The organism is Cupriavidus respiraculi (genome assembly GCF_914271545.1).
Lineage (GTDB): Bacteria > Pseudomonadota > Gammaproteobacteria > Burkholderiales > Burkholderiaceae > Cupriavidus > Cupriavidus respiraculi.
Window position 1 is genome coordinate 135,734 of sequence record NZ_CAJZAH010000010.1, and the last position, 17,998, is coordinate 153,731.

The window sequence follows — 17,998 nt, forward strand, 5'->3', positions numbered from 1 at the left end:
CCTACCGTCTGGCAAAAGCAAGCGTGCGCCGAGCGAAGTCAACGAGCGCCTGGTCATTGATGACCTGCGATGCCCACGCAGGGTTGCTGTCGTGGTGGAACAGGTTGGCATAGTCCAGCAGCGCCCGAAGCTCCGCGATGTCGGCCTGGCCCAGGATCTGCGCCGGCGTGTTTACTCGCTGCTCGCAGATGCCAAGGAACGGCCCGAGCAGCGCACCTGGCGGAAATGTGGAAGGGAAGGCAACGCGCGCAAACGCCTCGAGGATGTGGCGCAAGGCAGCAGCTACCTGACGTTCGACAGCCGGATCAGCGGCTTGCAGATAGGCGGTTACGAGTTCGTGACGACGATCATGCTCCGTGATGCAGTCCTGACGGACATCCCAGGTGGCGAATGTGGAGCCCGCTGCCGCGCGAACAAGCCTGATAGCCGAGCGGTCGGCTCCGTTCGCGCCCTCCCACAGGTTGCAAAGAAAGGGCTTCGAGTGCGAAAGCACGATCAGCTGGGCAACGCGGGGAAGCAGGCGACGCATCTCCTGCACGGTGGTCAACGAACGATGTTCATCGAGGCTCGTCATCGGGTCATCGATGACCACGATCTTCTGCGCGAGCTGGTGGTCTTGCTCCAGTGAAGTAAAGAAGAATGCAAGCGCAAGCGCATTGCGATCCCCGGCGCTAAGCGTGTTGCGGAACGAAGGACCTGCATCGGCAGTCTGGGGAACCGCTGAGTTGTTGATCAACACGCTGTACGAGCACGCCGACCCTCCTCGTGTATTGACTGAGTCGACTTGGTCAAGGCGAAAGCCGGCATTGAAGCGACCAAGGTAGTCGTTAATTACACCCTGGTAAGCCGGAAAGATGTTCCGTCGGTAGTTGTCTAGCGCGTCGCGCGCCTGCGCTCTCAGTCCTTCGGTTTGGGTCTTTGCCCGCTTCTCCGCCAGGTATGCGTCGCAGTGCGGCGCCACTGCCGCTGCGTGACGCGCTCGAGTGCTCCGCAGTCTTGCCAGATCGGTGGTCAGTGCTGCTACGTTGGCCGTTGCCGCGCGCTCTTTGACGAGGGCGATCTGGGCATTGCAAGCCAGCAGCGCTTCCGAACAGGCGGTGATGTCCACCTTGGCCCTCTCGTATGCGGCGATGGCGGCCAGCGCAGGTTCGGGCAGCACGCTGCCTTCCAGAGGCGCGGCCTGCTTTGCGGCGAGCGCTTCTGCGACCGCATCTCTTGCTTCAATCCAGGCACGTGTCAGTACGGCGGCGTCGACTGTGATCTCCGGCGCCTGCAGGAAGGTGCCCCAAAAGGTGCGACGCTGCTCCGCATCGCGTACAGACCGTTCAAAGGTGAGAGCCGCAAGTCCGCCATGAGTGTCGTTCAACGCCTGGATCTGCTGTGCTACATCGCGTTTCAACCCGTCGTAGGCCGCGCTGAAATATGCCTGGTAGTGGCGCAATAGCGGCGAGCCGGCCAAGTCCTGAGCACAGAACGGGCAGATCTTGTGGTCCAGGCCGGCAGAAGCGCTGGCAACCCCCTGCATGCCTTCACTGATCCAGGTTGCCCCTTCACGACCGAGCTTGGCCAGATGGGCCTGGACGGCGGCGGCAGCGGCGGCCTCAAGATCAGGCAGCGTGCGGGCGAGAAGCGCGTCGATGGCTTGGGTGTCGATAGCAGGCAAGCTGAAAGCGATAAACGGCTCAGCCTGTCGCACGGCATCGGCCGACTGCGCCGCAGCCAAGTTGCGCTCCGCCTCGCGGATCGCGCCGTCGATGTTTGCGTCGGCCACTAAAGCGCAAAATGCGTCAACTGCCATGACGCCACGCGCTTCGGCCGGGATCGCATCGCTGAGCGCGCGCAAGGTGCGGTTGTGCTCCTCGATACGAGCCACGTGGGCTTGAAGGGCGGCGTTCAACGCAACGCCCTGCGCTCCAAGAATCAACTCATGCAGATTCTGTCGGTGTGACGGGCCGATCTCGACGCCTGCGCAGACATTCTGCGCGACGAAGTGGTCATCGAAGACAGCGATGCCGGGCAGCGTGGTTGACCATGTACCGTTCTGAAAGACAAGCGGTGGACCTGCCCGAGGAGCGAGGACCAAGTGTGGTGGATGCTGAGACCCAAGGCGATGGCGCTCGGTGACAAGCTGGGCGTCGCCGGTGCCTGCGGATCGCAGGATGGAGGCAAGGGTCGTCTTTCCGCGACCGTTCTCTGCGTAGATCAGCGTCAAGCGCGTGAGCGGTAGTTGAGCCCCTTCGTTCACCGAGTCGAATTGCCCCACATTCCGGAGCAGCTGGATGCGATCAAGGCTCATGAACGGGACTCCGAACGCCGGATCTTGCAGCTCATGTCTCGCTCCCTCGCTCTTGTTAGGGTTTCCATTATCGACGATTTTTTTCGTGCCTACGCCAAACGCTGACGGCTTTCGGTCTCAGCATCGACAGACCGCTTCTGGCCGGCAAGCGACCGCTCGCCGGCCGTGGTGCTATCAAACTTCAGTCTGCTCCGCCATCTCGAGAGCGTCGTCGACCTCGATGCCGAGATATCTGACCGTGCTTTCGATCTTCGTGTGCCCGAGTGGCAACTGGACTGCGCAGGTTCTTCCTACGCCGGTAGATCAATGACACCTTCGTTCGGCGCAGGATGTGTGTTCCGTATGCCGAGTCATTTGGGCCGATAGACGCGATCCAACGATGAACCAAGCGGGCGTACTGTCGCGTAGAAAGACGGGCCGAGGCGTCGAGCCGACTGGTAAACAGGTAATCCGATTGCCGCAGGAGGGGCGTACTCGGATCCAGACATCAAGGCTATCGCGCGTTCGCCGACATCTGCAGCCTGGTTCGGATGGCCCGGATCTCCTTGAGCTTCAAGGGCGGTTTCTGACCCGTGAGCTTTGCCCTTGTTCCAAGGGACGCGACGAACTGCAGGGGAGTTGAGCGCGTCCATGACGGTCTTCAGATGAAGGGAGACCTAGCTGGCGCTTCCTCCAAGGGGCGCTGTACGCCCCTTAACTGCCGGTGAACATGTAGGCCGACGGTGGCCGCTCTTGAGCGTTCGCCGGTCGTTAGAGGCGACGCCAGTCGGCGTCGCCTCTCCACGGAACGGCTTTCGCTTAACTGGCCGATTAGGTGAAATTCTCAGCCTTGTTCATATCCCGCTAAAGGGCTGTCAAGCCGGTGGATGCGGCCGTCTCCCCGCGCAGAGAGGGGTGCAACAAGGGAAGGCAGTTCAGCTACACTGCCAGTCGTTGCGGACCTAGCTCGCTAGGTAATCTATAACCTTGAAAATGAAAATCTTCGCTAAGGCTTCGTTATTAGCCATTGCCCTGTCGGTGGGAAATGCAGATGCCATGACATTCTCCGCTCCGAAGCATGATGCGTATGACGCGCTGTCATGGATCAATCGCGGGGGCGGCGAAACGAGAATCTACGCGGATGGTGAGATTACCGCGTCCACGGCGATGGACTTTGAGCGGTTCGTCAAGGCAAACCATATAACCTCCGCGACCGTGCTGTTAAATTCCCCGGGCGGATCTCTGTTTGGTGGCATACAACTCGGCACCAAAATCCGCAGCCTCGGATTCGACACGGGCATCGCGACGTATTCGCAAGGCCAGATGGTTGAACGGGGATATTGTGCGAGCGCGTGCGCCTACGCGTTTGCGGGCGGTCGTGGGCGATACTTCTCAGGTAAGGAGACAAAGCTGGGGCTTCATCAGTTTTCGGCCAAAAGCACAACGATAGACAATGGCACGAGCCAGGAAACGAGCGGTCTCATCGTGGCATATCTACAGAATATGGGCGTCGATGCCTTGGCATTTTCGGCGTCAGCCTCAGTGCGTCCTGAGGACATTCTTTGGTTGACCGCGCAAGATGCGGCGAAGCTGCGATTCTCGAATAACGGGACACAGCCGGCAACCGCGGAGCTGAAACAGGCCCAAGGTGCAACCTATTTGAAAGTGGAACAGGAGTATGCAAACTGGAGTGCCCGTTTCCTGTTCACGTGCTTTGATGGGAAGATGGGGTTGGGCGGTGGGCTGGTCACCACTGAAGCGGATGCCAAAGGTAAATTCGAGTGGGCCACGAACTCGTATTTCACGTTCGACGGAACAGAGATTCAGCCTCAGAGAAAGGGGGCCACTGCACAGGGGCTCCAGAGCAGGGGGGCGGTCGTGTGGGTACATCGGGAATTGAGATCTGCCGACATGCGGACCTTGTTGTCATCCAAGACCATTACCGCCTGGATTGCTGCGGACGGGGCCGTGGGATACACGGCCTCAGTTGACATCAGCGGCGTCAAAGGCAAGATTCAGGACTACGCGAAGAACTGCTACACCGCCAGGCGGTGAGTAGTGGAGGACTGGCGGCGAAGGACTCACTGCTGGGAGATGGAACGCACGACTCGCGTGCGATTCGCTTTCTTCGAACTCAGAAATGACAGCCACTCCGGTCTGGCTCGCTTCTACCCCCTTGGGTCTCTACAAGCAATCCTAACGGGTCGGCAACGAGCGTATGCCAGATACTGTGCATTTGTGAAGCCAATCGAATGCAGTTTTCGCATTCGAAAGATGCAAAGTGGACAAGCGGAATTTATCGGTTTTTTGGTTCGGCTTCATAATCAGTGAAACTATGGGCGCTCTGGTGATGCTGCTTTGAAGTTTATTGCTGTTGTCAAGGCTTAGTACGAGCCAACCTTCTTTATCGAACATAACCTCGTTTGCCTGGAATTCGCTCCCTCCAATAAGCAGCCAAACTTTCACATCCTTGCCGAGTTCAACTCCCTGGAACATGCCTGCGACTTCCTTGTTATACAAGCCGGTAACTAGGGTCAGCTGATTTTGAGCCGGGTGAATGAGCTTCACGTTCCAGACGTAGTTATTCTGCGGGTCCAACGCCACACCGTCGGCGATGCAGTTCATGTCGACATAGCTTGCTTCCCACCCATCGATACTCGCGGCAGAAGCCCCCGTGGAGTTCAGCAAAAGGGTGACCAAACAGGTGGACATTGCCGCAGTCTTGAGGAAAAGCACGGGCGAAAGTCGCATTTTTGTAGATATCAAGCTCAGAATCCTCGAAAAGACCGCTATCGATTTCGGCACCGGCGTAGCGCTTCCACTGTCAAGCATGCCTGGCGTGCGCGCAGTCGTAAAGATTGCAAGTGTATCGGATGATCTGCGGCAGTTCGGAGTTCAGGTCCACCAATCGGTGGGGTCCGACGGGACGTAAGGGTGCTAGTGCATGAGGGGTGGGCCAAGATGCGATGGCCCACGCAAGCGCAGGCGTCCAGCACAGAGCCGCCGTTTGTATGTCCGCGTGTGTGCGCGGGCTATCCGACCAAGCGCGAGATCGGTTAGGCCCAGGCAAGCCGGCACAAGCCGGTCCAAAGCGGTCCTTCAAGCTTGTAGAGTGCGGCCGGTCCATGCGTGCCGCTATCGCAGCTTAGTGGAGTCCTGACGGTCCGGCTTGAAACGGACACGCAAGGCGCCAGAGACAAGCCGCCTGTGGCGCGAACAATCGACACTCTGGTGAACGCAGCTGAATGACCGCTCCTGGCCGGCAAGCGACGCACGACTACGTCTTCCGGCCAGATCTTTGCTTGATTTTTCAACGCCCTCAATTTCGGTTGCACGAATCGCCGGCGCCAGCGCGCTGACTCGGAGCGACGCGTCTTAATCTCGCGCAAATGGACGTCCTTTGTTGTCTTCGCTCACGCTCGCAGCGGCGATGCATGGTGCGCAAGGAATACAAGATCCGGAACGACCGAGAGGTCACAAAACCTTCATTGTGATTCATGGTTAACGCCTGTCACCCGGAATGTGGGCTCAACTCGAGATCACAGTGATGTCGTTGCTCGCAAAATCGGGTGTCGTTTTCTGCTGGCTCCTTTCCGCCGCAGTGCCGCTCTCCGCCATAGCTCAGACTCCGTCTGAGGGTGCGACCGATGCACAAATGCGGGGAATTTCTCGGCTATTCCTCGGCTTCTAGTTGGCCGATCGCTTCCTTGCAGAGGCTCGGCAATCATCGCTGAACTATTCGCCCGATGTGCTCCAGTGTGTTCGGAACATCGATCCGGCGCAGTTGGGCGACGCCTTGGCAGACGGCCTCAGAGCCGACCTGAGCTCGCATGAGCAGCAATCTTTAGTTGCCATTCTAGAATCCGACGCCGGCCGTATGATGATCGGCATGATGGAGCGGCTTGCTGGTGATAGGGGCATGGCGCGAACGACCACGACCACTGTCACACTGACGGCCGCCGGCACGCGGGAGTATTTGGCATGGATGGGGATGCCGGTGATAGATCGGCTGATGCGTCTGCGTTTCGTGCCGAACGTGTTGGAAGCTCAAGCCAGATACCGCGCAGCGCTTTTTCAGCGTTGCGCGCCGAACGTTGAGCCTGAGATGATCGGAGGGCGCCATCCCTGCACCAGGCCGATGCCCCCCTATCATGTTGGCTTGCCTCCGGGTCAGCAAGCTTCGGCCAGCGTTCGATTCACCACGGATCCGGACGGATTCGTCAGAAAAGCAGCGATCGTCACCTTGTCCGGCAACGAAGCAATGGATTTCGAAGCCGTACGCTCGGTCTATTCCATGCGATGTGCACCGGTCTATCAAGACGGCCAGCGCATTGCGTTCACTGCCATCCAGCCATGGACAGTCGTCGCTTGGCAGGATGGTGCTGAACCTAGCTCACATCCGGACGCACCGGGAGCGACAGTCCATCTTCATGACCGGTCGAATTAGCCTTCGGTCGCCTGAGATGGACGTAGCAATCGTCGCCGATATCCGCCTCATAAACAAAATGAAGGAATCCGCTCTTCGATGGTCGCTAGTCTGTCTCGCATCTGATACCGAGGCCGCCATGCCGACGAGGGGTGCCAAATGGAACGGCGCTCCACAGCAACTGGACCGCGTGTCGCAGTGGGCGGAGAGCCTGTGCAAACGGCTTGCCCATGCGCTGGTCCGGCAAATGGTGCGTGGCGCGCTCAATGCGCTTCTTGCGCTCTAGCTGCCGGGTGTTCGAGATTCTGTTGCTGCGCGCGCGCGTTCGAAGGCGGCCGCCGCTCGTCGACCGCGGGCCAGCGAAACCAGATGTCGTGGGACAAGGCAATCGGGACCACCCAGCCGATAAGCGCAACCCCCGCACTTCGGTGAACGCCCAGTAGCGTACCGTCCTGCGCCAATTGCAGTCCCTTCTGCGTGCTGTTGGTCCCGATCCCCGTGCCGTCTTTGATCACCTTGGTGACCATCGGCAGCCACAGCACGCCCTCCGAGCACCAGAATGTCTCCTGCTGCCTGTCGTCAGTGCCGCGCTCCAGCACTTGGCTGCGCAGCACGCTTCCGGTGGCATCCAGCACCGTCACCTCTAGGCGCGTCTGGCTGCCGCCATAGCCCGCCAGGCGTAAATGGACACGCGCGCCACGGCCCGAAGGCATATAGCGCAGCAGCCAAACCGACAAACTAAGGTCCGATCGCAAGGCATCGCGATTAGCGGATTCCCCGCCATCATCGTAGAGACCCTCGAGACGCGGGCATGCCGCGTCGGGGGCTGTGACGGGCGGGGCCCAGTCAGGTGGGCGGGGATACTCTGATGCACAGCCCACGAGCAGTGCAGTGGTCAATGAGTAGAACAGTGCTCGCAACGGGCGGCATCGCCTGTTTCTCGGTCCGGCTGGCTGCTGGGGGAAACCTGACAGCTTCATGTTGTTCGGTATCTGCTCGGGTTGGAACTCTTTGCGTCGGCGTGTGGAAGGCGGTCCGCCGCTTGGAGATTAGTTGTGGTCGCGAACCCGCGTCTTTAGAAGCTGGTCGGTTGTTGTGTCTGACGGCTGGACGCTGCCGACCCGATGCGGACGACTAACCGGGTCAAGGACACGTCAATCTCTTGGTGACCTCGTCAAAAGTCTGATGTCGGCATTCGTATAGCCGTCCGTTGTCCGGTCACTGTGGAGCACACGGCGGGCACCCTCGATCCACTCTGGGAATATCGCGGCATCCATCGGAACGCCTTTCCCATTGCGCTCATTCCACAACGCAAGGCTGCTGAGCAGTGCGCCAAGATCGTCCGGCCGGTTGAGCCGAACCCATTCCCTTTCGAGGAAATCGAACATGATGAGGTACGCCTGGCGCAGCGTAACGGGCGTTTCCATTGATGAATTGTCCATTTTCTGGTGGTTGGTTCAGAGCCGACAGGCTAGCCTGGCCGGGAGCTTCTCGCCGAAAGGATCCAAGAAGAGCATCTCTACCGGTGATGCGCTTGTGGCGCAGTGGGGTCGACCGCTTTCTCGTCGCTCAACTGCGCGGTAGTCTCCGTCTCGCGGATTCAGGGCCGGTATGGGCCTGCTCGATGCCGAACAGTCATTAGTCGGCGAGTTTAGGGCGGACTTGACCCCCGCTTTGGGGGGTATAGAGATTGCCGTCCAGCGGCCGCGGGAATCGCGTTGCCGGACAGCATTGGGCTTTCAGCGGTAGTCTGCTTTGACGCCACGCATAAGAAGCGTCGGAAATTCTCTGATTAGATGCAGAAGACGGCCATCGCTACAACGATGCCGGAGCCGGATTGGCGGAGAGACCATCAAGGAAGCCGGTTCTGGAGTCCCATAAAAAGGGGGTGCCGCGCGGTGACAGCGCGCCAGTCTTCTGCCGCGATGACCGACAAGCTCAGTCCGCACCCGACAGCGGCCGCCACGGGGCCACGTGGAGACGCTTCTGTTAGCTGGCTCATGATCTATGACGCTCAGCGGTAGCCACTAGGTGCGGTGCCTGAGCCCCGATGCCGAGATCTCCATGGCAAAAAAGAGAACCGAATTGCCTGCTCTCTACAGCGGCTGCACCGCCAGCTCGGCAAGCATGTCCCTACCAGTGCCATTCAGGACGATCAGCAGGAGAGCGGTGTGAGGTCATCCAGAAGTACCGTCGATTCCAGTGTCTCGGTTCCCGACGGCGGCTGACCGGGAAAGCGGTCCAGGTGCCGCGGTATCTACGCGCTTTGCCACCGCTGGGCAGGGTTGGGCGAGTTGATGGTCGCGCTGCACGGGTCCGCTTGGAACAGAGTTGAGTATCCCGAATCGCTGATCAGGCTGGCCGATGAGTTTTATTGCCTCGGTTCGACTGAGTGATGACCGAACTGGTACGCGGGCGTCTGTAGTTTCCACGGCCGCCTCCTAAGGACAACGGAACTAGCAGGGGACTGCATGCGCTATGTCGATCGATGTACGGTCATTGGGGCCGTGCTGGCGGGGACGCTGCTGGCGAGTTGCGCGGGAAGTCCCGGCGTGCCAGGTCCGGTGGCTCGAATGACGGGCGTTGCCCCAATGCTAGCGGCGCCGGCTCCCCTGCCGGATGTGCCTTCGTTGACGGAGGAGCGGTGCATCGATGAGCGGGATTTTGTGCCGATGGCGGATCCGACGCCAGGCATCAATCGGCTTCGGGCTCTGGTAAGCCGGCATGTCGATTGTCGGCAGGGTGAGAGTGCGCCCGTGGCCTTGCGCGTTGGAGACGCGGAAGCGGGGCGGGTACGGGCCGGACCCGATGGGGAGGAGGGCGGGAAGGGGAGCGTCGGGTCCATTGGGACCGCCAGGTTCGTATCCAGAGTCAGCGTGTACGGGCCTTCCAATGCCCTGCGAAAGCGGGTCAGTGTGGCGTTGCGCGCGGTGGATGTCACGCGGGGTCCGGTGTGGTCGGAAGGCGACGGGGTGCTCATGGTCCAGGTGAAGCCCGTGTTCACGTGCGGCCCGGCACAGGAGCTGTTTGATGAGCCGCCCGCCTGCCATGTCGCGTCCGGTGATCCGATCGCGGTACCGGTCGACGGGCGCGAAGTGTCGGGGGAATACGTCATCGAGTTCGACTGGACGCCGCGGCCGGGACAAGTCAAGGACGTGGTGACGTTCGACCTGGCGTTCAACACGTTCGCCTATTGGGTAAGGGATGCAAGTCATGCCGTCGGTAGTGGTGCGGGGAGCGGCAGATCGTCTGATGTGTCCCCCGGCGATGCTCCAGTGTTCGACGCGGGGCTGGATGCCGCGGGGGTCCGGATACGCTGCGATCGTGGCGTGGCAAGGGCGGGTACCAAGGGGTGCATCTTCCCGCAGGCTGCCGCCGTGTTCGTCGTGTCGAGCGGTGCGGAGGCTGGTGCCGAGGCGGTGGCGCACATGGACGATGCGCTGGGACATGGGGCGCCGGGGCGCTTCCGGATGCGGCCTGGCTTCCGGGCGATTGCCGATGAGAGCGCCATGGCCGAGCGTGGGGCGCTGCACCGGACGCAGATCGCTGCCATGCGCGACGCGAACCGTTATGCCTCCTGCTCGACGGTGAGCACTTCCGTCATCAGTTTGCATCCGCAGCACAGCGCATCCTGCCCGAACGAGCGGGCCGATCCCTGCGATTGCGATGAGTACCCATTCGCGAGCACCTATGAGGGCGCGTTTGCCGGCCGCACCACGACGTCGGCGCGCTTTGTCTCTCGCACGGACAATCGTGCGGTGGGTAGCGCGCTGGCAGACTTCTACGCCAGACAGCGCGTGATCGACATGTCGTACGAGACCGGACAGCGCGGGACGCTGAAGAATCCCTATTCCAGCTTTGTCTTCGATGGGAGCGGGGATGCCTTCTGGGTCCATATCGCGCCGAGGTAGCGCAGCGCGTCCTCTAAGGCCGCAACAGTGGTCGGGCGCGTGTACATGGCTATCGGGCGGAGCATGCGTGCCTAGCTGATGTCGCCGTTCCGCCGGCGACGTTCCGCGTACCGCCAACGCAGCAAACTGGCGAACCGCGCCATCATCGGCGTCGATCCTGACTGGGAGTTGCCCGCTTCCGTGAGGTCGACAGCCGGCAGGACGCTTCGGCCACAATCGGTGGCGGCCATTGGCGCTTCTGGATCGATGATGCCAGGCTACCCCCAGTCCACGCGCGTCGCTTCATGCTGAAGAGGCGTGCCTTTTCGCCCAGGTACCGTCCGCCGACGCCTGGTGGCTGTTGTCCCGTGTGCCTGGCGCCAATCCGCCGTCCCGCGAGCGGATGACGGGAGCGCCCTCCAGGATCGCCCCTGCGGCTCTCCCCTTGGTGGAGGGCGGTCTGCTCGATGGGCTCTCTGGGCAGCACCAGTGCACGCACTGGACCGGCTTTCTTCCTATTAAGTTGGCCGTCCTTGGCTCCATGCGTTGCATCGCCCGGGCTGCGAGGTTCTGGTCGGTCCACTGCGTCTTTGCCGTAGCACCTGGGCAGGCCCAGTTCGGTCCACCTTAGCGTCTCCCTCCGCTGCGCTGCGGGCCGGGCTCTCGTGCTTCGCATCGAGCTCCGCTGACGCGGATCTCGCCCCTTCGGGCTTCCATCCCTGACGCCTCCGTGACGCCACCCTGCGGGCGTCGCCACTGCGCGCTATCGCTTGCCGGGCGTTGCCCTGCCGGCGTGCGCCGGCGCTGTTGTGCGCCGCGCGGCGGCGGGGGAGCGCGGGTCCTGCGGCCCCGCGCTGTGGTGCCGGGGTTGCGGACAGCGCATCGGTCCGCTCCGCCTCGCTGGTTTCGTCCAGGCGCGTCGCTTCTGCTCTTCGGAGCCGCCTCTTTCCGTCGCTTAGCACGGTCCGGCCTCAGTACAAGGGTTCGCTTCGCCGCGTCCTCACCCGTTCGGTGCTCGCCTGCGGCTGCGCTCCGCGTGCGGCCTCCGGGCGCGCCCTTGCACTGAGGCCGGACCGTGCTGCCCAAGCGCCGAGGCGGCTCCGAAGAGCAGAAGCGACAGGACGAAACCAGCGAGGCGAACCATGAGCACACCGACCATCCGCAACCCCGGCACCACCGACAACGCGGGCGTTCCCCCCGCACCCCCCGAGGCTCACCCAAGAGCATCCGATACGCGCCGCTCCGGCGCACTTTCGACAAGGAGCATCACCATGCAAGACGATCGCATCAGCCATCTGTTACGCAGACCTGCCCGTTTCGGTCTAGGCCTGCTTTGCATCACGACCGGCGCGTGGCAGGCGCTAAACGCCGGCGGGGAGGATCCGCTGGTCTATCTCGCGCGGCATGTGACCGGCGATTGGGGCGACCTCTGTGAGGAAGACCGCCGAGCCAACGAGAGCGCCGTCTCGAAAGGCGGCAGGTTGCATTCCGCGTACCGCATCGGCGACGGGCCGCGCCTCTGGGTCATCACCGAGGCTGACCGCAGCATTACCACGCTGCTTTTACCGACGGAGTATTGACGCGGGCCCCGGAGCCTTCGGATCGGTGTGCGTTCCTCCGGTCCGAAAGCCCGGGCCACCTACCGAATTGGAACCCGACTTACAGGAGAGAGTGATGCAACTGGCCAGCCGATTCACCCATACCGCGCATGCGCTGCAATCCGATGTGCCCCTGTCCGACGAGCAGATCCGGCTTGTCGCCCCGTCGATTTTTTCAGCGGAGAAGCACGCCAGCCGATCCGACCGCTATGCGTATATCCCGACCGCAGCTGTCCTGTCCGAGCTGCGACGGGAGGGTTTCCAGCCGTTTATGGTGTGCCAGACCCGGGTCCGGCATGAACATCGGCGGGACCATACCAAGCACATGGTCCGGCTGCGCCATGCCAGCGACATCGCTGGCGAGGAAGCGAACGAGATCATCCTGATCAATTCGCATGACGGCACCAGCGCTTACCAGATGCTGGCGGGCATGTTCCGCTTTGTCTGCAAGAATGGACTCGTCTGCGGCACTGCGAGCGCCGATATTCGGGTCCCGCACAAGGGCGACATCCTGACCGATGTCGTGCAGGGCGCGTATGACGTGCTGGAAGGTTTCCGGCCGATTGCGGAGGCCAAGGCGGGCATGAAGGCATTGCCGCTGGCAGGGGCGGAGCAGGCGGCGTTTGCCAGGGCCGCCCTGGCACTGCGATATGACAATGCGCAGGCGTGTGCCGGTTCCGCAGCCATTGCGCCCGTCACGCCCATCACGCCGGCCCAGCTGCTGGCGCCACGACGGCCGGACGATGTCGGCGGCGATCTTTGGACGACGCTCAATCGCGTGCAGGAAAACATGGTTCGCGGTGGCCTTGCCGGCCGCTCGCGGAGTGGAAGACGCATGCATACCCGGCCCGTGATGGGCATTGATTCGTCGATCCGCCTCAACCGCGCGCTATGGACGCTTGCCGAGGAGATGCGCCGGCTCAAGGGATAGGCGACGGATACCGAACCGTGTGAGAGCCCCGCAGCGCGGGGCTCTTAGCATTGATGCGAAGGCTAGCCGCCGGACGGGTTCTGGCGCGCGAGCGCCTTGCCGAGCCGTTCGTACTGCGCCATGGACTCTGCCTGTGCCGCCGCGTCCGGGTACATCGCTTCATGAAGGCCGGCGATCGGTTGGGGCACGCGCGGCATGCCGGCGGAGGGGGGCATGGACAGCCTGGTGGACCGGCTATCGCGACCGAGCCGCACGGCTGAACGCAGCGTGCCGGCCGCAGCCTCATTATTGCGCCTGTATCGCGCGAGGTAATTGCGAAACGTGCCGAGGGACAGGGACAATCCGCCTCGCTCGAGCACAGCCACGACATCCTGCGCGCTCGCGCCGGTGGCGAGCTTCGCCTCGATGGCCGGCATCAGGGCGCGCAGGCGCGCTGCCTTCGTCCGCGGCGCGATGGCACTGATCTGCGCCAGTAGATCGCTGTCCGACATTGGCCATTCCTCCCGATGCGCTTCCAAATTGCTATCGCGGTGCTGCCTTGCTGCCCGCATTGTGGAATTGTCTCGCCACCAGCCGCTATCGATTTGGTGCGATTGCTATGCGAATCTGATCCGCGTTCGGTGCGGATGCGGTCGGGCTTCGCCCTGTGTGCCTGGACGCCCTTGGATTGTGGCTTCCCAGCCTCCGGCCGCGCCTTGCGAGTCCATACGCCGCAACAGCCAGCGACCTGCGAGGATCGATATATACACAGTACGCACCTCGAAGATTTCCCCGTTTAAAGGTATCGATGCGACGTCATTTTGATTAGGCAGCGACTTCAGAACGGATTGGGTGTGCCGTTAGATCATGGATAGAGGGCTTCTCCTCGCAGTCGTCCCGACGCGCGTGTTCTAGCCGGTGAACCGAGGGCGACCAGTGTCGGTCCGATGGGAGCATCACTTGCATCGGCCTGTCGATGCCAGCGCGTCAGAGGTCATCCGTGAGTTGTGCCTCATGACAATAAGGCAATAGATGTGAATTCGAGCGAAAACATTTCGAGTACCGCAAGAACCTACGTACTAAGCGCACTGGCTGTCCCGGTCGCCCAGTTCAGGAAAACGTATGAGTGGGCAGTTCGTGCAACAGCCCGCTATGACGGTATGCGCACGCCAGACGACGCGGTTCCATGGCCGCGTTTCCTGCTCGTCGCGTCCGTGTTGCAGGTGATTTCGATGGCGGGGTTCAATCTCTTCACTGTCCAGACGATCACATTCGCGCAGTCCTCCTATGGATCGACGGATGTGATCCGCACTGTGATCGGGCAAGTTTTGGAAAGCGCGTCCCAGATCAACGAAGACCTGCAGACGGTCAAGTTGAGCAGCCTGTCGCTAGTGCTCATCTTCGCCGTCGGGCTCTGGATGACGCTGATTGCATGTACCGCTGCGCTTGCCAATATAAACCTAAGGCGGTGGGCACTAAGCAAGCAGGGATTCGAGAGGACGTGTCACGTACTATCCGCGCATACTGCGGATTGCGCGCTCGTGTGGGGAGCTACGGCACTTGCGGCGTTCGCGTTGCACGTGCTAGGAGTGCCGCTACCGGAGATTATGAGCAGCGACGTCGGTGCCCTAGCATACGCGCTAGCAAACGTTGTTCTCGCTATTGGCGCCACCGTAGCGATTCAATGGCGTCGAGGAAAGGGCCGGACCGAGACCCTGCGAGTGCCGGCAACTACCGCGGCTCTGGCTTTATTCGCCGCCGTTTTTCCTGTCTGCATACTTCATATCAGTACGCGTGTTGGCCAGTCGATGCCGCCTATGTTGCATTGGAGTACGTCGATACAGTGCGATCAGAGCGACTGCTTTGCATACGTGCGATCGGAGAACACGCGCCGAATCATCCTTGACTCGGACGTCAATGTGCAGGTGGAGGCCCGCTATCGGAATACGCAGACAAATCTGCCAGTGGTCGGATACTTCAATGCGCGAATTCGCGTTAGCGATCCGGACGCAAATCATGGGCCGCCCGATATCGAGCCTGGCGTGACCAAGGTCCTGCGGGTGCGCAGCGTCACGATCTTGTGCCCTATCGATATTGTCAAAGACCTATTGTATGAACCGGTCGCTGTCAGAGGCGGCGAGACGCTAGCCTATGTCGCCGGCGCAAGTCGCCGCAATGAGCGAGGGAGTGTGATGGTAGATGTTTCACCTCGCTTCTTACACCCGCTATTTTCAAAAGCAGGAGGAGAATGCAGGGCTGGCATAGTCTCGTGATGCGATGATGCGATGATGCGAGGGGCCTTTACTCCCGGGCAATGCAGCACTGGGGCGCTTTCAGATGAGGAACACGGGAGCAGCATTCCGAAATCATGAATCGCCTGCTGGGACCTCGCACATGCCCGCACTCCCTCTTTTAACTCTATTCACGCTGGTACAAATCAACAAGACGGCACTCGACTGTTCGGATGCCTCCACGGGGCACGCCTCTAAATTGCTATCTTTTTCGAGTCTATATCGCTTGGGCCCCGCGCGGTTTGCAGGACGAGAACCCAAAGGTTTTCCTCGGCAGCCCTTTCCAAGGCGAACTGCCGGGCTGTGTCCTGATAGCCCACCGGAAGTACTCTGTAGCAATTTTTGGGCACGGAGATGCATGCTCTGTCGCCGACAGGGATGAGATACTGGATAACGATAGTGCCGTCTTCGTTGATGCTTGCACGAGTTCTGTGCTGTAAGGCCCGGATGGCGTCTTCGCACGTTCGCACTCTTGTATCCGTACGCTTCTCAGCGGTCCCCCACCATCGGTCGAGCACGTATCCCATCACAACTTTTTCATAGTCAAGATGTCGGCGGGATGTAACTTGTACCTGCATCCGATCCAACCGCGAGCTGGTTGGGGGCAGTTCTCTACGCAATGCGCCGTTCACCCGACCGTCAGAGCGACGATCGCATGCCCATCGGCAAAGCTTCTCCAGCGAGCTGTTAGCTTCGACTTCCAGCGAAACCGCATGCACCCTTGCCGAGCCGGAGGCCAAGATCGATAGCGGCCGCAGGCCCGCCGAGCTTCGAGGCGGTCTACTTCACGCAGGCTCATGGTCATCCAGCCCCGATCGTTCATGGCGCGCTTCCGATGCCGTGCTTTTTTTGTCGTTGGGCGTGATACGTAAGGCAGTCCAGCTGGCCGGTCTTGATGCCGTCTCAACAGGGTGGGGCGGTTGACCCCGCGATGGCTCTTTCCAGGTCCAGCCGATTGATCTGCCGCTTGCGCTTGGCGCCCGGGGTTGGCTTCATGGCCATCGCCGCGCCACCGCTGAGCGTGCGTGCCGGGCCCGCCGTTTGTCGGTCCTCGCGCAACGCCTGCACCCGCGCCGCGATCTCCAGCACGTGCCCCAGCCGCTTGTGCTCCACGATGTCCGCCTGCCGGATCGTCTCGCGCGGATCGAACACGCTGTAGGGCAGGGCAGCGCCATCGGCCCATAACTCGATCCGCCCATCCGGGTATTCGGCCACCTCGATGGTCCGGTGGATCAGCTTGCGGTGTGCCACGCAGTCCTGCAGCAGGTACACGACCTTGTCGTACTGCAACGTCAGGTTCTGCGACACCTTGCGCCATTCGCGCCAGGTAAAGATCCGCGTCAGGTCTTCATCGCCACGCACCGGCCGGTGCGCATCGAAGTCGCTGCGCGGCACCTTGGCAAAGCGGGCGTTAAAGTCGGCGATAAAGGCCGGCGCATAGGCATTCGCGGCCGCCGGCGAGTCGATCCCGCGCAGCCGCAGTTCCTTGACCAGCCGGTCCTGCAGCGTGCTATTCATTCGCTCCACGCGCCCCTTGGCCTGGCTCGAATTGGCGCACAGGATGTCGATGTTCAGCTCGAACAGCGCCCGCCCAAACTGCGTATAGCCGCGCCCGTCCGGCCCATCCTTCGCATTGACCCGGAACACCCCGGCCTTGTCGCTGTAGAAGGCCACCGGCTTGCCGTGCTGCTCGATATACGAGCGCGTCGCGGCAAAGTACGAGAAGGTCGACTCGGTCGGCACGAACCGCAGTTGCATCAGCTGCCCGGTCGCATCGTCGACGTAGACCAGCAGCGTGCAAGCCGGCCCCCGGTCCTCGAACCAGCGGTGATCGCTGCCATCGATCTGGATCAATTCCCCAAAGCAGGCGCGCCGGTGCCGCGGCTGGTGGACCTTGGGCGGGCGCAGCTTCCTCGGCACCCAGAAGCCGGCATCGATCATGATCCGGCGCACGCAGGCCGGGGAGATCTCAATGCCATGGCGCTCGCGCAGCTTCTCGCAGGCAAACGTCGGGCCGAAGTCGGCGTAACTGTCGCGGATCAGGCCGCGTACACGAGACTCCAGACCGAGCGGCAAATGGCGATGCCCGGGCTGCCCCCATTTGCGGGAAACCAAGCCTCGGGGGCCATCCTCCCGATATCGCTGCACCAATCGTTCGACGTGGCGCCTGGACAGACCAAGCTTCTCCGCTGCACGCCAGACCATTAGGCCGTCGTGTACAACGGCCTGGATGACCTTGCACCGGTCCAGTTCCCGCATGCTCATGGTGATGGTATCGGCTCGTCCCATGATCGCGCTCCTGGCTCGGCGGCAAAGCCGCCAGCTTGGCACCACAGGCAGAGCTACGACATTTGAATTGATCTCAAGTACGACATTAGAAAAAACGGCCGACATCATTTGTCTAGGTGGTTTTCAAAGGTCTGCGCCCTGGCTACATTCAAATGTCAGTCCGATCGTGCTTTTTTTGTCGTTGGGCGTGATACGTAAGGCAGTCCAGCTGGCCGGTCTCGGTGCCGTCTCAACAGGGTGGGGCGGTTGAGTTCGCGATGGCTCTTTCCAGGTCCAGCCGATTGATCTGCCGCTTGCGCTTGGCGCCCGGGGTTGGCTT

13 protein-coding genes and 1 pseudogene are annotated in these 17,998 nt (G+C 61.4%); 7 read left to right on the plus strand and 7 right to left on the minus strand.

Features of this window, described 5'->3' with window-relative positions:
* Window position 1: 1 nt before the first annotated feature.
* Both LDO27_RS25115 and LDO27_RS25120 read right to left on the minus strand, forming a co-directional pair.
* Window positions 2-2,296: an AAA family ATPase gene (locus LDO27_RS25115; RefSeq protein WP_222208857.1), complete on the minus strand. Its 2,295-nt coding sequence runs from the start codon at window positions 2,294-2,296 to the stop codon at window positions 2-4.
* A gap of 174 nt (window positions 2,297-2,470) precedes the next feature.
* Window positions 2,471-2,928, minus strand: a pseudogene (locus LDO27_RS25120) (tyrosine-type recombinase/integrase).
* A gap of 334 nt (window positions 2,929-3,262) precedes the next feature.
* Between LDO27_RS25120 and LDO27_RS25125 the strand changes: the two are divergent.
* Window positions 3,263-4,330: a COG3904 family protein gene (locus LDO27_RS25125; RefSeq protein WP_222208858.1), complete on the plus strand. Its 1,068-nt coding sequence runs from the start codon at window positions 3,263-3,265 to the stop codon at window positions 4,328-4,330.
* Between the two features lie 141 nt (window positions 4,331-4,471).
* On the opposite strand, the gene LDO27_RS25130 is transcribed toward LDO27_RS25125, so the two are convergent.
* Entirely contained in the window at window positions 4,472-5,011 is a 540-nt protein-coding gene (locus LDO27_RS25130; protein WP_224044552.1) for a hypothetical protein, read from the minus strand.
* Between the two features lie 955 nt (window positions 5,012-5,966).
* On the opposite strand from LDO27_RS25130, the gene LDO27_RS25135 reads away from it, so the two are divergent.
* Complete coding sequence (locus LDO27_RS25135; RefSeq protein WP_222208861.1) at window positions 5,967-6,722, plus strand: energy transducer TonB; 756 nt, start codon at window positions 5,967-5,969, stop codon at window positions 6,720-6,722.
* A gap of 16 nt (window positions 6,723-6,738) precedes the next feature.
* On the plus strand, window positions 6,739-6,987 hold the full coding sequence (locus tag LDO27_RS25140) for a hypothetical protein (RefSeq protein ID WP_222208863.1): 249 nt from the start codon (window positions 6,739-6,741) through the stop codon (window positions 6,985-6,987).
* Here LDO27_RS25140 and LDO27_RS25145 read toward each other — a convergent pair.
* On the minus strand, window positions 6,965-7,438 hold the full coding sequence (locus LDO27_RS25145) for a hypothetical protein (protein WP_222208865.1): 474 nt from the start codon (window positions 7,436-7,438) through the stop codon (window positions 6,965-6,967). The two genes, LDO27_RS25140 and LDO27_RS25145, sit on opposite strands and share 23 nt — an antisense overlap.
* Before the next feature lie 417 nt (window positions 7,439-7,855).
* Window positions 7,856-8,128 (minus strand): hypothetical protein, encoded by a 273-nt coding sequence (locus LDO27_RS25150; RefSeq protein ID WP_222208867.1) that lies wholly within the window; start codon window positions 8,126-8,128, stop codon window positions 7,856-7,858.
* A 1,551-nt stretch (window positions 8,129-9,679) separates the two neighbouring features.
* Here LDO27_RS25150 and LDO27_RS25155 point away from each other — a divergent pair.
* The 3 genes from LDO27_RS25155 to LDO27_RS25165 all read left to right on the plus strand — a co-directional run bounded on the left by LDO27_RS25155 (window position 9,680) and on the right by LDO27_RS25165 (window position 13,120).
* A complete protein-coding gene (locus tag LDO27_RS25155; protein ID WP_222208869.1) occupies window positions 9,680-10,612 on the plus strand; it encodes a NucA/NucB deoxyribonuclease domain-containing protein in 933 nt (310 codons plus the stop codon).
* A gap of 1,121 nt (window positions 10,613-11,733) precedes the next feature.
* Window positions 11,734-12,171, plus strand: coding sequence for a type I restriction endonuclease subunit M (locus LDO27_RS25160; RefSeq protein WP_224044554.1), 438 nt, complete (start codon window positions 11,734-11,736; stop codon window positions 12,169-12,171).
* 94 nt (window positions 12,172-12,265) lie between these two features.
* The gene (locus LDO27_RS25165) at window positions 12,266-13,120 is read left to right on the plus strand and encodes a DUF932 domain-containing protein (protein ID WP_222208871.1); all 855 of its coding nucleotides are present in this window, start codon (window positions 12,266-12,268) and stop codon (window positions 13,118-13,120) included.
* Window positions 13,121-13,182: 62 nt separating this feature from the next.
* Here LDO27_RS25165 and LDO27_RS25170 read toward each other — a convergent pair whose 3' ends face one another.
* The gene (locus LDO27_RS25170) at window positions 13,183-13,611 is read right to left on the minus strand and encodes a hypothetical protein (RefSeq protein WP_222208873.1); all 429 of its coding nucleotides are present in this window, start codon (window positions 13,609-13,611) and stop codon (window positions 13,183-13,185) included.
* 522 nt (window positions 13,612-14,133) lie between these two features.
* On the opposite strand from LDO27_RS25170, the gene LDO27_RS25175 reads away from it, so the two are divergent.
* Window positions 14,134-15,372, plus strand: coding sequence for a hypothetical protein (locus LDO27_RS25175; protein WP_222208875.1), 1,239 nt, complete (start codon window positions 14,134-14,136; stop codon window positions 15,370-15,372).
* A 921-nt stretch (window positions 15,373-16,293) separates the two neighbouring features.
* Here the strand turns inward: LDO27_RS25175 and LDO27_RS25180 are convergent.
* Window positions 16,294-17,679, minus strand: a complete 1,386-nt coding sequence (locus tag LDO27_RS25180; RefSeq protein WP_224044559.1) for an ISNCY family transposase — start codon at window positions 17,677-17,679, stop codon at window positions 16,294-16,296.
* Window positions 17,680-17,998: the final 319 nt, after the last annotated feature.

Bases quoted from the DNA above. Each gene is read 5' to 3' on its own strand.
- LDO27_RS25165 (WP_222208871.1), top strand. From the start codon at position 12,266: ATGCAACTGGCCAGCCGATTCACCCATACCGCGCATGCGCTGCAATCC.
- LDO27_RS25170 (WP_222208873.1), bottom strand. From the start codon at position 13,611: ATGTCGGACAGCGATCTACTGGCGCAGATCAGTGCCATCGCGCCGCGG.
- LDO27_RS25140 (WP_222208863.1), top strand. From the start codon at position 6,739: ATGGACGTAGCAATCGTCGCCGATATCCGCCTCATAAACAAAATGAAG.
- LDO27_RS25155 (WP_222208869.1), top strand. From the start codon at position 9,680: ATGGTCCAGGTGAAGCCCGTGTTCACGTGCGGCCCGGCACAGGAGCTG.
- LDO27_RS25150 (WP_222208867.1), bottom strand. From the start codon at position 8,128: ATGGAAACGCCCGTTACGCTGCGCCAGGCGTACCTCATCATGTTCGAT.
- LDO27_RS25160 (WP_224044554.1), top strand. From the start codon at position 11,734: ATGAGCACACCGACCATCCGCAACCCCGGCACCACCGACAACGCGGGC.
- LDO27_RS25115 (WP_222208857.1), bottom strand. From the start codon at position 2,296: ATGAGCCTTGATCGCATCCAGCTGCTCCGGAATGTGGGGCAATTCGAC.
- LDO27_RS25180 (WP_224044559.1), bottom strand. From the start codon at position 17,679: ATGGGACGAGCCGATACCATCACCATGAGCATGCGGGAACTGGACCGG.